General features: G+C 53.3%; 11 protein-coding genes. 8 read left to right on the top strand and 3 right to left on the bottom strand.

The window, feature by feature from the left end; all coding sequences use genetic code 11:
- The first annotated feature begins 11 nt into the window (after positions 1 to 11).
- Positions 12 to 2,234 (top strand): AAA family ATPase, encoded by a 2,223-nt coding sequence (locus DES29_RS03290; protein ID WP_021995460.1) that lies wholly within the window; start codon positions 12 to 14, stop codon positions 2,232 to 2,234.
- Between the two features lie 171 nt (positions 2,235 to 2,405).
- On the opposite strand, the gene DES29_RS03285 is transcribed toward DES29_RS03290, so the two are convergent.
- On the bottom strand, positions 2,406 to 3,362 hold the full coding sequence (locus DES29_RS03285; RefSeq protein WP_021995461.1) for a LysR family transcriptional regulator: 957 nt from the start codon (positions 3,360 to 3,362) through the stop codon (positions 2,406 to 2,408).
- A gap of 299 nt (positions 3,363 to 3,661) precedes the next feature.
- Here DES29_RS03285 and dcuC point away from each other — a divergent pair, with 299 nt between their 5' ends.
- The 5 genes from dcuC to DES29_RS03260 all read left to right on the top strand — a co-directional run bounded on the left by dcuC (position 3,662) and on the right by DES29_RS03260 (position 10,525).
- Positions 3,662 to 4,945: a C4-dicarboxylate transporter DcuC gene (gene dcuC / locus DES29_RS03280; RefSeq protein ID WP_113854435.1), complete on the top strand. Its 1,284-nt coding sequence runs from the start codon at positions 3,662 to 3,664 to the stop codon at positions 4,943 to 4,945.
- Between the two features lie 30 nt (positions 4,946 to 4,975).
- Positions 4,976 to 6,361, top strand: coding sequence for an amidohydrolase family protein (locus DES29_RS03275; RefSeq protein ID WP_005430495.1), 1,386 nt, complete (start codon positions 4,976 to 4,978; stop codon positions 6,359 to 6,361).
- A gap of 30 nt (positions 6,362 to 6,391) precedes the next feature.
- Entirely contained in the window at positions 6,392 to 7,603 is a 1,212-nt protein-coding gene (locus tag DES29_RS03270) for a porin (RefSeq protein ID WP_016475002.1), read from the top strand.
- Positions 7,604 to 7,746: 143 nt separating this feature from the next.
- Positions 7,747 to 9,240 carry a lyase family protein gene (locus tag DES29_RS03265; protein ID WP_021995462.1) on the top strand — a complete coding sequence of 498 codons (1,494 nt, stop codon included), beginning with the start codon at positions 7,747 to 7,749 and terminating at the stop codon, positions 9,238 to 9,240.
- Between the two features lie 49 nt (positions 9,241 to 9,289).
- Positions 9,290 to 10,525 carry an L-lactate MFS transporter gene (locus DES29_RS03260; RefSeq protein ID WP_046445979.1) on the top strand — a complete coding sequence of 412 codons (1,236 nt, stop codon included), beginning with the start codon at positions 9,290 to 9,292 and terminating at the stop codon, positions 10,523 to 10,525.
- Between the two features lie 152 nt (positions 10,526 to 10,677).
- Here the strand turns inward: DES29_RS03260 and DES29_RS03255 are convergent, their stop codons facing one another.
- Both DES29_RS03255 and DES29_RS03250 read right to left on the bottom strand, forming a co-directional pair.
- The gene (locus tag DES29_RS03255; protein ID WP_016474999.1) at positions 10,678 to 11,463 is read right to left on the bottom strand and encodes a peptidylprolyl isomerase; all 786 of its coding nucleotides are present in this window, start codon (positions 11,461 to 11,463) and stop codon (positions 10,678 to 10,680) included.
- A 138-nt stretch (positions 11,464 to 11,601) separates the two neighbouring features.
- A complete protein-coding gene (locus tag DES29_RS03250) occupies positions 11,602 to 13,524 on the bottom strand; it encodes a PhoH family protein (protein WP_021995464.1) in 1,923 nt (640 codons plus the stop codon).
- A gap of 396 nt (positions 13,525 to 13,920) precedes the next feature.
- Here DES29_RS03250 and thrC point away from each other — a divergent pair, with 396 nt between their 5' ends.
- Positions 13,921 to 15,351, top strand: coding sequence for a threonine synthase (gene thrC, locus DES29_RS03245; RefSeq protein WP_046445981.1), 1,431 nt, complete (start codon positions 13,921 to 13,923; stop codon positions 15,349 to 15,351).
- Positions 15,348 to 15,902 (top strand): molybdopterin-guanine dinucleotide biosynthesis protein B, encoded by a 555-nt coding sequence (mobB, locus tag DES29_RS03240; protein WP_046445982.1) that lies wholly within the window; start codon positions 15,348 to 15,350, stop codon positions 15,900 to 15,902. The genes thrC and mobB overlap by 4 nt, the downstream gene beginning before the upstream one ends.
- The last annotated feature ends 25 nt before the right edge of the window (positions 15,903 to 15,927 follow it).

Raw genomic sequence — 15,927 nt, 5'->3', positions numbered from 1 at the left:
GGACCCGAAAAATGGATAAAAGCATGATGCCTAATGCCGACAGCACGTATGAGCTCCCGCAGGGCGGCATAGCGGGTTTGGGAGCGGTTCTTCTGCGGGCGGCGGAACGTATCGGGACGGTGACAGTGACAGAAGCCGCCCGTCAGGCCATGATGGGGCTGACGCTTGCTTTTGCCAATGCTGAGCGGCAGGGAAGCGTCTGCGTGCGTGCGCTCGACGCGGTCAAAGGGCTGATGCCTGATGCCGCAGAGGCGGCGGAAGGACCAGAAGAGACGGAGATGCACCTCGCTCAGGCGTTTGAAGTCCTAAAGACTGGGCTGAAAGATCTGCAGGCTGTCGGACTCGCTCAGAATTTTCAGGATTTCATTTCTGCAGCTGGGACGAGACTCGGGAAGACTTCGGATGAGACAGCGCCAACCCAGCTCATTGCGCCGCTGATTGTCGATGAGGCACCGACATTTGCGCAAACACGCATTTATTTCGCACGCTTGGCGTTGGAGGAACTCCTTCTTGCGCGCACCTTGGCGCGTTTTGCCGCTGCTGATGAGGCGTTTCCTGTCTCTGAAAGCGGCCAGCCGGATGACGCGTTGATTGCGGAGGTAACAGGCCGAGCTCACGCTGATGAACAGCAGCGGCTTGCGGTTTCAACGGCGCTTAAACGCAGACTGATGGTGGTCTCGGGCGGTCCCGGCACGGGCAAGACGACAACGGTGGCGCAAATTTTGGAGTGTCTCCTTCGGAAAAATCCAACGCTTCGCATTGCATTGGCGGCGCCGACGGGCAAAGCGACGGGCCGCATGCAGCAGTCGCTCGAGTCAAGCGCGAACAATGCAGCCAAAGGGCTGAGCGCACTGCAGGCAGTTTTGCAGCACGATGCACTTCTGCTGGATGCTGAGAAGCAGATTCGCTCACGGACGATTCACAAATGGCTGGCATCGCCCACTGCCGCCGGTTCTGCCCCGGGCATCGGGAATCCCATTCCCGCGGATGTGCTGGTGGTGGATGAGGCTTCTATGGTGGATATTCATCTGGCAGTTCGCCTGATGCGGGCGGTTTCACCCGAAGCGCGTGTCATTCTTTTGGGCGACAAGCACCAACTCGCTGCCGTGGGGCCTGGGGCTGTATTCGCGGAGATTTCTGACGGCAAGGGAGCCCTTGCGCGCATGGGGGCAGTCGTAGAGCTGGCGAAGAGCTGGCGCTTTGGGAAAGACACTCCCATCGGCCAGCTGGCAGCGGCGATTAATCATCAGGGAGTCAATGCAGGGCTGCCGGAAGCGGAGGTTTTTCAAAACGTGCTGGCCGCTTTTGCCTCGGCAGAAGCTAATGCCGATAAATCTTTGCAGAGTGCTTCACTTCATACTGCAGGACTAATGGAATTACAGAAGGGAGTGTTCACTTCAAAAGCAACTGACGAACAAAAGCGTGAGCGCGAAATCTTCAGCCGCACAGGGCTCACTGCACCGGTGCGCAGTTGGCTGAACCGTGAGCTCGAAGGCTATGCCAGCGTTTTGTCGGAATGTCGAGCAGCGTATCTGGCGGGCACAACGAAGGAGCAGTGGGAAAGCCTGCGCCAAAAGCTTTGGCTTTGTCTCTCGGGCTTTCGTGCGCTTGCTGCGCAGCGGCATGGTGCAATGAGCGTGCAGGCCGTGAATGATTATGCAGATCAGCGCATACGAAGTGTCTGGCCGCTTTCTGAAGGGGCATTCGGCGGGGGACACTATCCGGGCGAGGTGATTATTGTGCGGCGCAACGATGAGGGGTTAGGCGTTCATAACGGCGACGTCGGCATCGTGCTGCCTAAATTGCTCGAACTCGATACGCCGACGTCTGACTTGGAAGATTCGTCTGCTGTTGTCGGGGATGAGGATGCGGGGGATTCGCCTGAGCGTCAAGATCGGCCGGATCGTCAGGGACCGGCAGTGAGTTTCACGGTCTATTTCGGCGATACGAATCTGGAACTCCCGGTTGCGCTCCTGCCGCAGTTTGACGTTGCCTGGGCGATGACGATTCATCAATCCCAAGGCTCGGAATTCGAACGCGTAGCGGTGCTTTTGCCGGTGAAGCGCACGTCTGAACTTGCAACCCGAGAGCTCCTTTATACGGCTGTTACCCGCACTAAGCGAACGGTAGATGTTTTTGGGTCTGAAGCGGTCCTTCGCCGCGCTGTGGAAAAACCGACCGTCCGTGACGGGAGTCTCGGAAGACGGCTGGAGCTTTTTTGCGAAATGCAGTAATTAACTCAGTTTGACTTCAAGGTTCACAGTTCGGTACGAATGAAGGTGAGAAAATTTGGCGCGGAAAGTGACAGATTTCGATCTAAAAAATTAAATAGTTAACGCAAAGTGCTCCATCTGGCGTTTTTTTTGCGGATGTATTCGTTATAGGCACTAATCTAAAATGTGTAATTAACCATAGAACTGAGGAAATTCCTGGCGTAATTTATCAAGTGTCTTTTGTTCACATTCCGCCAGCCAGTCAAAAAGAATACGTACCCGTCTTTTTTCATAGGCTTCCTGTGTCGCATAAATAAAGCAGGAAGCAGGTGGGCAGCGCCATCCCTCAAGGATCGTTTTTAGCTGACCAGATCGGAGTGCCTCAACAGCATGAAAGAGCGGGAGGTCCGGAACAATGCCCGCACCAAGCACAGCGGCCGTTCGTACGGCCATTAAATTTTTGAAGGACATTGAGCTCTTCCATCGAAGCGGATAAGCAATCCCATCACGGATAAGTTCTTGAGTTGCTACTCGAGTTGGAGAATTGATGAGGATGCCGATGTGGTTCACGCATTCGCTCGGATGGTGCGGTGCACCAAACCGCTCAAGATAGAGCGGTGATGCACAGCAGAGAAAAGGCATTTCACCAAGATATCGAGCAACGAGTCCATCGATTGGGCGATTCGGCCCATAGCCCGCAGCCAGATGTATCGGAGGGGTATCCGCTAAATGAAAAATCTCGGGAATCTGCTTGGTGAGATCATGCAGCTCAAGTGTGATATCCGGATAGGTTTTTCGAAATTCAATGAGATGCGGCGTGATTTCAATGGAGCTGATGCCTGAGTGCGAAGCTAAACGAATTGTGCCGGACAGGGCATTTTGATCTCCCTTTAGATCCTGGATCATCAATTCATGGACATTCAGAAGTTTTATAGCCTTATCGTACGCTCGAGCTCCCAATTCCGTAAGTTTTAAATGTCTCCCTTCACGCAGAAAAATGGGAGCCCCTATTTCTGTCTCGATTGCCTTGAGCGCACGGCTCACGGTACTTGGTTCGCATTCAAGTACATCGCAGGCAGCATTCACGCCTCCAGCTTGAACGACTTCGCAGAAGATTCGCCAAACATTTAAGTCGTCAGTTCTGGCCATCAGTTGTCTCCGTCAAAAGAACTAGGTTTAACCCTTGATCGTTGCGATATACGCAATAATTGGGCGCTATCTGCACAACTATAAAAATATTGATATTTCAATATTAACGAGTTTGCTGTGAGGGTTTATATCGTCAATTATTGCTTGAAACGCAATGAATAGTAGTTGTTTGTTGCCTTTATTTGTTGGTGTGAACGCTTCAAACTACACCTTCAGGATGAGATCTCCTCCGATCAGCCTCTCACCCAGAAGTTCATAAACAACCTTCTTCAGTGTTTTAAAACCCAAGGACCCCGATCATGACTTGGCAAATCTGGCTAGCGATAGCGTCCATTGTTTTCATTGTTTTCGGACTTGTTAAGCGTCTCGAGACACGCATGCTTCTCATCGTTGCAGGCTTTATTCTTTGCTGCGCTTCGGGAGCGCCCATGAAAGCTTTCGGAGCTTTCGTCAAAGGAATGACGAACATCACGCTCGTCCCTGCTATTTGCTCGGCAATGGGCTTTGCGTTTGCTGTTCAGGCCTCTAAATGTGATCAGCACCTCGTTGCTGCAGTAGCCGCTCCGCTCAAAAAGCTTGGCGGACTGCTGATTCCTGCGGCCACGATTCTGACGTTCCTCATCAATATTGCGATCATGTCGGCAGCGGGCACAGCTGCAACGGCTGGCGCGACTTTTATTCCGCTTTTATTGCGTGCCGGCATCCGACCGGCGGCAGCGGCAGCGGCCGTGGGGGGCGGCACAATGGCTGGTTTGCTGCTTAATCCCGGATGTGCGCATGACATCTACGTCGCCAAGATGGCCGAGATGGATCTTATGGCCTTCATTATCTGGGCTGCTCCCTACATCGTCGGTCTCGTTCTGCTTTCGGTGATTGTCAACTCCGCCATTATGATCGTGAAGAATAAGGACCATCTTGCGGGTGCTGAAGCAAAAGATGCGGCTGCTAAGTCCGATGCCGGTCAGCAAGAATCCGCCTTCAAAGTCCAGCCGCTCAAGGCTGTGGCTCCTCTGGTCCCTCTGATCGTCCTCTTGGTCGCCTCTATTAGTTTCCCAAAGGCGGGTATCGATGTGGTTGCTGCCATGCTGATCGGTCTCGTTTTTATCTCCGCCGTAACGCTTATGAATCCAGGCGAAATCTCCAAGGCGTTTTTCAAGGGATGCGGCACGGGATACGCTCAAGTCATCGGCCTCATTGTTGCTGCAGGCGTTTTTGCTGCGGGGCTGCAGGCTACGGGGGCCGTAACTGCCTTCATCGAGTTTCTCAAGGGGTCGAATGAATTCGCGCGTTGGGGGGCTGCTTTTGGACCTTTCTTGATGGCGCTCGGTACGGGGTCTGGTGAGGCGGCAATTTGGGCTTTTAACCAGTCGATCACGCCCGAAGCGGCTCACTTCGGCATGCAGTCTCATTCCCTCGGTCTGCTGGCGATCCTTGCGGGTCAATTCGGCCGCACAGCAAGTCCGCTCGCCGGCGCCATCATCATCGTGGCCGATATGGCCAGTGCAGATCCTTTGGCTGTCGCCAAGCGATTGATCCCAGGAATGCTTGTAGCGCTCATTGCGTCTGCCTTCATTCTGGTCTGATTGAGAACATTTTTGATAGGAGACGTCATCATGCATGACATTCTTCTGCGCAATGCTCTAATCGCCGATCCGGAGGCTGACTCTCTAAGGACGGGGGACGTTGCCGTCGAAGGCGGCTGCATCGTTGAAGCCATTGGCTCAGCCTGCACGACCATCGACTGCAGCGGTCTGGTTCTTCAGCCCGGCATCATCGACACGCATGTGCATCTTGGTATTAATCCCTTGAGCTACGGCATGGTCGCACGAGCAGGCGTCACAACTGCGCTCGATATGTCTGGACCCATTGAGAAACTTCTCGATGAATTCAGCTGCGCAAATGTAGGCATCAACGTTGCTGCCCTCAATGCGATTCTTCCTGGCCGAAATATCTCTGGAAACAATCCTGACCGAGAGCAACTGAGGAACTTCATCAATCTTTCACGCCGCAGCGGTGCGCTCGGTGTCAAGCTTCTGGGCGGACATTTTCCGCTCACGCCTGAGGCCTCGCACCGCATGGTGGAAACGGCTGATGATTCCCACTGCTATATGGCTTGGCATGTGGGTACTACAGAGAAAGGTTCCGATATTGAGGGATTGCTGGAAGCGGCGGAAATCGCTGCGGGTCATCCGCTGCATCTGCCGCACGTCAACGCGTACTGTCGGGGGCGCGTCAGGCCAGTGCTTGAGGAATGCTCCATTGCCGAGAAAGTTATTCTCGAACATCCCGAATTTACGACAGAGAGCTACCTCTCAGCGAGAAATGGGGCACCGCTTGACTGTGATGCTGCCGGCAAACCGCGCTCAGCCATTACTGCCGGAACATTGACTCGCTTTGGTTTTGAATCTTCAGCATCCGGCATAGAAGCTGCGATTCGGGCTGGGCGGCTTGCAGTGCTCTTTCCCAATCAGAGCGAAATCACATTGCTTACGGGTACCGATGCAGTCGCTTACCTGAGGGCTCATCGTGAACATTGCGACGGGTCGTTTGACGGTGTCAACCCGCTTGAATCCCGCGTCTTTTTCGCCTCACAAAAACGTCCGGACAGGACTTTCCTCGTGGATGCCATCAGTACTGACGGCGGGGGCATTCCGCGCAATGTCATCCTTCAAAACGGTCTGTCTCTTGTTGAATTAGGCGCACTGACAACGATTGAATTCGCCCGCAAAACTTCCTTGCTGCCTGCACAAATGCTCGGTCTCAAAAATAAAGGAAGGCTGCTTGCCGGCATGGATGCCGATCTGACCATTTATGACCCGACTAGCCATCAGGCCGTCTACACGATTGTTAATGGTCGATTTGTTCTCTTAAATCGTGTTCTGCAGACGGGCACTGGAACACTGCTCACGACATACGAAGGAACTCAAGCAGCTCAAAACCGCGGTCTTAAAACGCAGGTTGTTTCCGGCATTGTCCCGCTCCTTCATCGATCCCTTTAAGTTTTCTCACCTCAAACAGATTTCAAAATCATGAAAAATCATCGTATCCAACGCGTGCTCATCGCTGCGTTCTGCAGCACCGTTTTCTCGGCCTCTGCCAGCGATATTCAGATGTTCGGTTTTTTTGATCAGGGGCTTGCTTACCTTCATGAAGATCTCAATGCCGGCATGGGCGGACCTGCAGGGCAAAGCATTAATGCTCCTCAATATGTGGATAAGGATGGGTACGTTGCTGAAGCACAAACGAAACGCAGCTTCACGCAAGGTTCAGGGAATGTGTCAACGTGGGGCATCAAGGGGTCCGAACAAATCAACGCCGATGTACGAGTGCTTTTTCACCTTGAATCCGGTTTCCTGGCAGACGACGGCACACTTTACGGCGGTTCCGTAAAGCCCTTGTTTGAACGCGAATCGAGCATTGGGGTTGAGTCAAAGACTTGGGGGCTCGTTAAATTTGGCCGTATGCCGGCACTCTCTACCGGTTCAGGCACAACTGGCATTCTCAACAGCAAGGTCAATCCTTTCGGCGCTGGCTGGGGAAATATGACGGGCGGCTGGAAATTTGCGGGGACATTGGCTGCAGCGCGTCACGACAACATGATTCACTATATTTCTCCGTCATTTAGCGGTGTTCGGCTTCATGCTCAATACTCCTTCAAGTCGGCACCCGACAATGGTCGAGAAGGGTCGTCTGAAACGAATCGCTGGTGGGCTGTCGGCGCATCGATGGAGGGCGGAAAGTACTACCTCGCAGCCACAGTGGATTGTCTTGATGCCGCGAGCAGTGCGCCCAAGCCTGAAGCTACTTATGCCAATGATGCTTACAAAGTATTTGTCGGCGGACACTATAACTTCGATGTCTTCAGACTCTTTGGGACGGTGCAGTACCTGAAGAACATGCCTTGGATCGGCGGGTACTCCACTAAAGAAGTCGCTCCGCTCGCTCTGGGTTCAAAGGGACCGCAGAAAGGGTTCGAAGCGTGGGCATTCTCAACGGGCGTGGATTTTAGAGCCGTTGGCGGCAAGGTTATGACTTCCGTCGGGTATGCAGCTGCAAAAAATCAAAATTTGGAAAGCCAGAACAAACTGAACCGCGTGAATTTTGGTTTGGGTTACCAATATTCCCTCAGCAAACGCACCTCTCTCTACGGTATCGGCGGCTATTTCTGGCAGGACGCAGATTGGCAGAAAAAAGAAATTTCTGCCCACGAATTTATCGTTGGCATGATGCACCGTTGGTAATCTAACAATATTTAGAACGCTGACGAACGGAGATTTGTGTTTCTCATTTCTGAGCTGACATATCTCCGTTCCGAATGGTCAAAAGCATTGTGGCAAAGCATTGATCTCATTATCCAAACAGAATAAAAAATAGGAAAATAAAAATGTTGGGCATGCATATGGGACGGGTTCCCGCACCAAGCGCACGAGAAGAATCCGGCGAAATTCATCGCTTAGATACCTATGATTGGCTGCAGATGATTAACCGTGCGTCGATCGTTTCGAATGTTGAAGAAGGGCTATTGGAGAAGCCCCTTGCTCGGCGCATTCTGACGGCGTTGAATACTTTGCGCGACGAAGCTGCAAAGCCGAATGCGGTTCGTCCTGGGCTCTACATTACTTTTGAGCCTGAAGTCTTGAAACTCGTCGGCATGGAGGCGAGTGTTCTTCATGTAGGCCGCTCCTCTCAGGATATTCTTGCCACAGCAAATGCTGGCCTCAATATTGCTCGGCTTATGCGTTTGCTCGATGCGATTCATGAGGTTGATTGTGCGTTGCTTGAAGTTGCCCGCCGCGAGGATGGTGCGCTTGTGCCAGCGTATACGAACGGTGTCCAAGCTCAGCCTACGCTTTATTCCCATTATCTTTTGGCTCAGCATCAGGTTTTCACGCGAGATGCGGCCCGGATCTTCGAATGCATCCGCCGCTACGACGTCTCGCCTATGGGGGCTTGCGTCTGCAACGGTACGGGGTGGCCGTTAAATGTTGAGCGCATGGCGCAGCTGCTGGGTTTTTCCCGCCCGCTGACAAATGCTTTCGATGTCGGTCAGTGTGCCGGTAACGATCTGCCGCTCGAGATGTCCCAGATCATCTCGGCAGTCATGCTCCATGTCAATGCATTCCTCGCCGATTTTATGATCCAGTATGCCGACCCGCATCCCTGGATCCGATGGGAAAGTTCGAATGGGGTTTATTGTTCGAGCGCTATGCCGCAGAAACGCAATCCCGGGCTAATCAATGATTGCCGCCGAGATGCCGGACTGGTCATCGGTGAGGCGCAGGGGGTGATGTTACGTATTCAGAATCTTCAGCTCGGCATGGCTGATGTGCGAGATGCTCAAGTGTTGGAGGCGCTTGCTGATGATGCCTGCATAACACTGCGCACCTTTGCTGGTATTGTTCGCGAGCTTGTCGTCGACAGAAAGCGTGCATTGGCTGAACTCAATGCAGATTGGACCTGCACGCAAGAACTTGCTGACAGACTTGTCCGCTGCCGCGTCGATTTTAGAAATGCTCATCATTTTGCCAGTCATCTCGTGACTCGAGCTCGAGCTGCAGGAACGACTCCCCCCGAACTTGACTATGAAGAAGCAAAGTCTCTCTGGCTCGAGTGGCGCAGCACGCTTCAGAATGCATGTGATATCCCGGATTCATTTCCGCTTAGTGAAAAAGCATTCCTTGGTGCTCTGGACCCAGCTGGCATCGTTGCCGCTCGCGCGACAGTCGGCAGTGCCAATCCGGAACTCGTAGCAAAAGGCATTCTCCGTGCTCAGCAGGAAGCTGCGCGTATTAAAGCTGAGATCGATGCTTTGGTCGATCATGCCAAAAAAACGGCATTTGCTCTTGAAGAAGCACTCGCGCGCGTACTTGCCGATTAGGCGGCAATTGATGCGTCAGCTCTATTACTGGGGTTCTCCATAAATCATCATGACTCTTGACCAAAAAAGGTGGCTTCTTCTATTGGTGAGCTGCATCATCAATCTGTTCGCAGGTTCCATCTATGCCTGGTCTGTATTTGCGTCTCCGCTTGCAGAACGTATCGGCAGTCTCCTGCAGACGTCATTAACGTCGGCAGATCTTGCGATTGCCTTCAGTATTGCCAACGCTCTTGGTCCAATTCCGATGATCTTCGGAGGACTGATCAATGACCGATTCGGACCTAAATTTGTCATCGCGGCCGGCGGTATTTCGATGGGTTTCGGGCTGTATGCCTCCGGAAACGCGGAAAGCGTGTCAGAGCTGATCGTGTCTTATGGTCTCTTCTTCGGCACAGGTCTCAGCCTTGTCTATGGCTGTACGATCAACAATACGCTGAAGTTTTTCCCTGATCACCGAGGTCTGGTCGGCGGACTTGCCACAGCAGCCTACGGCATCAGCTCAGTACTCGTTCCGCCGATCGCGACCCAGCTCATTTCCGTCTATGGGATCACTAATGCGCTTGAAATCATGGGAGTGTTCATCGGCGGTGTTATCGTCATCGGCGGTTTTCTTTCAATGCGTTGTCCAGTCGGCTTCACGCCTTCGATGGCTGTTCAGAAACAATGCGTTGAGATTGGGCGAAATTACACTTGGCGGGAGATGCTGCGAGACGCTCGCTTTCTTCCGATGATCACGCTTTTAACTTGCGGTGCCACTGCAGGAATGATGGTGATCTCTCAAAGTTTTTTTATCGCGCGCCATCAAATAGCCCTGGATGTTGCTTCTGCTGCGATGGCAGTCTCGTGCATGGCGCTCGCTAATACATTCGGACGTCTCTGTGCGGGAACCGCTTCGGACTATTTAGGGCGTCTTCCAACGCTCGGCGCAGGACTTGGGATTGCAATTATCGGTTTAATACTTCTTGCCCTTGGAAGTCCTGCTAATACGCTTCCCTTCTATTGCGGCCTGATCGCACTCGGCTTTTCTTTCGGCTGCTTCATGGGGGTCTACCCAGGCTTTACAGCGCAGGTTTTCGGTGCAAGACACAATGGCGTTAATTTCGGCATTATGTTCACAGGGTTTGCCTTGGCCGGCATTCTTGGCCCCACACTCATGCAGCTGCTCTCAGCAATGGGTTTTTCTGAAACAGGGCACTATTGCGCGGCCGGGACTATTTCAGCGCTTGGGTTTGTCATGATGTTCCTTTATCGGAAGGCAGAACGATTGCGCATCAGATCAAAGTGAATCGACATACCGATTAAGCCATGATGCAGATGGGTGTCATCGTTCGACAAGCTCCAATGACAGCCAGATCATTGAAGGCAACTCATAAAGAATGACAGCTCTGCAAAAGAATGCAGAGCTGTCAAGGAAGAGTCGAGGGCTAATGCAGAGGTTTAGCGAACCTTGGCTTTCTGCACAAGCTCAGCAAAATGCCGCTTGGCTTTCAGCTGAGAAAGCTGCGCACGAAGGCTGTCCTTTTGCGATTCGTAGGTTGGGAAGTTCTTCTGGCTGCGCTTGGCGTCAAGTTTTACGACATGCCAGCCGAATTGATTTTGGATTGGTGCCTGGGCGACATCGCCTGCCGACAAAATTTTGAAGGCATTGCCAAAATTGGGCTCAACATTGCTCGGCGACAGCCAGCCGATCAGGCCGCCGGCAGGGCCCGACTTCGGATCAAGCGATTCAGATTTTGCCAACGCATCGAACTTTTCGCCTTTGTTGAGACGCTGAATGATGTTCTTGGCTTCCTGCTCGGTCTTTACCAAAATATGGCGGACCTGATATTCGGTATCACCGTAGACCTTCTTGGCATTGTCGTAAGCCGCACGGACTTCTTTGTCGCTGACGGGATTTTTCTTCGCGTAATCTGCGACAAGGAGTTCAACCTTGAGCTGCTTGCCTACACGGTCGATGGCGTCGCGATATTCCTTCGTACGATCAATCTTGGCTTTGGCTGCTTCCTGCAGAAGCACCACTTCTTCAGTCACATCACGCTTTACACGCGCTTCCAGTTCCGGACCTGCTTTGGCACCGGCTTTGACTGCATTGTTGTAGACGGCTTCTAAGCGTGATGCCGGAACCTTTTCACCATTGACGGTCATGTCTGTCAAGGCAGCGGCGGCAGAACCAACGAGACCGACGGAAAGCGCCAGTGCAAGGACAAGTTTGCTCTTAATCATGAATCTCTTTCCCAATGGAATCGCGCAGCTCTCTTGAGACCTGCGCATAAACAGTCAAACAATTATGCGCCAAGGTTTTACTTTGAACGTGTTGAATAAAACATGTTTTCAATTGAGTTCGGTAACTCGGTAAAATCCCTATAGTGCTTCGGCGGCGAATTCAGCAAGCCGTGAACGTTCGCCGCGGGTGAGTGTCAAGGTTGCGGCATGCTGCCATCCTTGAAAGCGTTCTACCACATAGGTAAGACCCGAACTGCCTTCCGTCAGGTAAGGCGTATCGATCTGCGCGATATTGCCGAGGCACACGATCTTGGTCCCAGGGCCAGCGCGTGTGATGAGCGTCTTCATCTGTTTGGGCGAGAGGTTCTGTGCCTCATCGATGATGACAAACTTCTGCAAAAATGTGCGGCCGCGCATGAAGCTCATGGACTTCACGCGAATGCGGTTCTTAATGAGGTCCATCGTGGCCTGACGTCCCCAGTCACCGCCTGAACTCGAGCCGTGAAGCACTTCCAGATTGTCTTCGAGCGCCCCCATCCAAGGCGCCATCTTTTCTTCTTCAGTGCCGGGCAGGAAGCCAATGTCTTCGCCTACGCTCACTGTGGCGCGGGTCATGATGATTTCGCTGAAGCGCCGTTCATCAATGGTCTGTGTTAGTGCGGCGGCGAGCGTCATCAGAGTTTTGCCGGTACCCGCCTGACCGAGAAGAGTGACAAAGTCAATGTCAGGATCCATCAGGAGATTGAGCGCCATGTTCTGCTCGGCGTTGCGCGCTTGAATTCCCCAGACCTTTATATGGGACTTCGAGCGGTAGTCGCGCATCAGACGCAGCGTCACCGTTCGGCCCTGACGCGCTGCAACGAGCGCCATGAAATTGGCGTCTCCCTCAACCGTCACACAGGCATTCAGGATGAAGTCTTCCGGGTGCTCCGGTTCAAAGCTGTAGAACGTGGCATTTTGATCCTGCCAGCTCTTCAAGGTGGAGTCGATGCTTTCCCAGAAGTTCGACGGAAGCGCGAGCTTGCCGGAATAAAGCATGTCGGTGTCGTCAAGCACCTTGTCGTTGAAGTAGTCTTCAGCGGGGATGCCGAGCGTTGTCGCCTTGATGCGCATGTTGATGTCTTTGCTCACCAACACAACAGCACGTTTCGGGAATGCCTTGGCAACGCCGCGGACGGTGGCCAGAATTGAATTGTCGCCGCGGAAGCTCGGGAGCTCTGCGGGGAGTTCTTCGGCCAAAGGTTTCGTTTCAAACCAGAGTCGACCGGTAGCTTCCGTATTGCCGAGCAGTGAAAGTTCAACGCCCTCTTGAATACGGCCGCCGTTGGCTTCAATCAGCTGATCCAATGCACGGCTTACTGAGCGGGCATTGCGGGCAACATCCGTAAGTCCCTTTTTATGGGTATCGAGCTCCTCAAGAACCGTCATCGGCAGGAAAACGTCATGCTCGGCGAAACGGAATAGTGAGAGCGGATCGTGCATCAGCACGTTGGTGTCGAGGACGAAAAGCTTGGGCAGGTTGTCCGGCATCTGCGCACGTCCGCGGCGTCCGGCATTGCCTGAACGGCGGCGGTCTGCAGCGTAGTCAGGCTGCGTTTTCGTGCTCGGTGCGGGTGTCTTAATTGCTTTTTGCGGGGCGGACTTTGCTTTCTTGGCAGTGTCTGCCGCTTTGGGGGCAAGAGCAGGTTTAGCCGGTGCTGCGGCTCGCTTCGGCTTTGCCGAGGATTTTGCTGAAACATCGGCTATTGCTGGACTTGCGGCAAGTTCAGACTTCTGAGCAGCTTTGAGCTTTTTGCTCACGGACTTTTTGGATAGCGGTTCGGTGAGCGGCGCCTGAGCTGTCTTTGCGGTTTTAGAGGCGGGAGTCGCAGGGAGAGGTTCGGCTGATCGGGCCGCCTTCACGTTTCTGCGCTTGCCTGTCTTGACGGCCGCAGCGGGGTGCGACTCCATCGCATTCACGATTTTGACATCGGGCAGTTTGCGTTCGGATTCGGGAGTTGCGGGAGTACCGTAGTCTTCAAGGATTTCGGCGGGATGCGCAGGAGCTTTGGGAAGCGGCATATCTAAAAAGTATCTGGTAAGGCAGGAACCGACAGTGCTGAGGCAGGCATATATGGACGGCTGTCGGACAAGACTGAGTTCCTTAAAAAGGGTGCTTCCATTCTAACCACCGATTTTCTCGAGATTGAATCGTCACAAACCGGGGATTCATCAGAACAATTGGATTGCATAATCGGGAAGCCTGAATCGTGGATGTCGTCGAACGCACATGAATGTAAACAATTATCGTTTGTGAATTAAGGAAAAATACTTTCCGTCATTTCAAAGAGAATTGCCGACTTCTAAGGTACGATCAGATCAATAGTTCGGGACGACGTTAACAATTCTTCGTCGTCTGACATCCCACAACGAATGTCGTTTTCAAGAGTGACGTCATTCCCTTCACGGAGATCTCCCATGCTCTATATCTCGACGCGCGGCGCCGCAGACGGTAAGACCTTCGCTGACATTACGTTTGAAGGTCTTGCCCGAGACGGCGGCCTCTACGTGCCGGAAAACTACCCAAAGTTCACCGCTGATGAACTGGCCCAGCTGCGGGGGCGAGACTTTTCAAGCGTTGCACTCGAAGTCCTTTCGCGTTTCTGGACGCAGCTGCCGCAGAAGGATCTTTGGCAGCTCTGCCGGGACGCATGGCAGCCATCGATCTTCCCCAACGGGCTGGATATGTTTAAGGCGCACGATGTTGCGCCGATTACATGGCTGCAGGACGGTGTCGGCATCTATGAACTTTCCAACGGCCCGTCGCTTTCGATCAATGACTTCAGTCTCCAGTTCCTGTCGCAAGTTCACGAAAAGCATTGGGACAAGGGACCACGTTCGATCACGCTCTTAGGCGCTACGACGGGTGATATGGGGGCATCGGCAGAGGCTGCTTTCGGCGGTCGTTCAGGCGTCAAGGTTGTGATGCTTTCGCCTAAAGACCGCATGTCGAAGTTCCAAGCCGCGCAGCTTTATTCCAATAAAGATAAAAACGTTCTCAACATTGAGATTGACGGCACCTTCGATGATTGTCAGGCTTTAGTGCGAGAACTCCTCTCTGACGAGGCTTTCTGCAAAGAAGCGTATTTGGGTGCAGTCAATAGCTATCTCTGGTTGCGTATTGCAGTGCATGTTGCGGCGTTTTTCTATGGCTATATTCAAGCAACGAGCTTTAATACGGAGCCTGTCGTCTTTGTGGTGCCGGCCGGGAATTTCGGCAATGCTTTCGCAGGTTGGGTGGCGCGCGCGATGGGGCTTCCCATTTTGCGTATCTTGGTGGCCACTAACGAAAATGACGCTATTGATGTGTTTTTCCGTACGGGTGTCTATGCCCCGCGTCCAGTCAGTGAAACGGTAGCGACGTCGTCGCCCTCCATGGATATTTCAAGAGCTGCGAGCTTTGAGCGCTTCCTTTTTGAAGTGCTCGGACGCAACGGCGAACGCATTGCAGAGCTGATGACGGAGCTGGAGACTAACGGTCGATTTGAACTGACGAAAGAGGAGTTCAACAAAATTCGTCGTTCAGGACTCACGGCGGGCACCTCTGATCACCCGAATCGTCTGGAAATGATTGAGTCACTGTGGGTGACGAATCACCGCATGATTGATCCGCAAACGGCAGACTGCCTTTACACGGGCACCTATCTTCATCCGGTGGGCGTGAAGACGCTTTGCTGGGAAACGGTGCAGGCGGTGAAGTTCCCCCGCATCACGAAGCAGGCTACCGGGGAAACGGTTCCGCTGCCTGAGCGCTTTAATGACATCTTTGAGCGCAAGCAGAAGAAAACGCCGCTGCCCGCAAATATTGCGGCCTTGCGTGAGGCAGTTGCCGCATTTGCAAAAGAATGAGTACTGAAACCAAGAAACCTTTCGTTATGGGCTTCATCGGGAGATCCGGCTCGGGGAAGACCACGCTTGCAGCAGCCGTGCTCCGTGTTCTTGCGGCGCGCGGCTGGCGCGTCTGTGCGGTCAAGGATGCGCATCATCACATTGATCTTGATACGCCGGGCAAAGACACCTGGCGCTATCGCGAATCCGGCGCATCGCGTGTGATACTGCGCACGCCCGAGCGCTGGGCGGTCTTGACTGAGACGCCGGACGGAGCGCCCGGAATTGATGAACTGCTAAAAGAAACAGGTGACGCAGACATCGTTCTTGTGGAGGGCTTCAAGCACGAAGGATCCTTCCCTAAAATTGAGGTTCGTCGACAAGCCGCTGCCGATCGACCGCCGCTCGTGCAAGAGTTCGGCGGACGGATCAATCTAGCGGCTGCGGCAAGCGACTTTGACGAGCCTGATTTCGCGGGCGTGCCGAAGCTTGACATTAACCGGCCGGAAGAAACGGCAGACTTTATTGAGGGACTTGCCTTGGCGGCAGGTGCAAAGAGGTCTGCGCGCTGAACGCAGCAGTCATTCAGGCCCGACG

Source organism: Sutterella wadsworthensis (assembly GCF_003315195.1).
Taxonomy (GTDB): domain Bacteria; phylum Pseudomonadota; class Gammaproteobacteria; order Burkholderiales; family Burkholderiaceae_F; genus Sutterella; species Sutterella wadsworthensis.
This window is presented reverse-complemented; position numbering and strand designations above follow the sequence as displayed.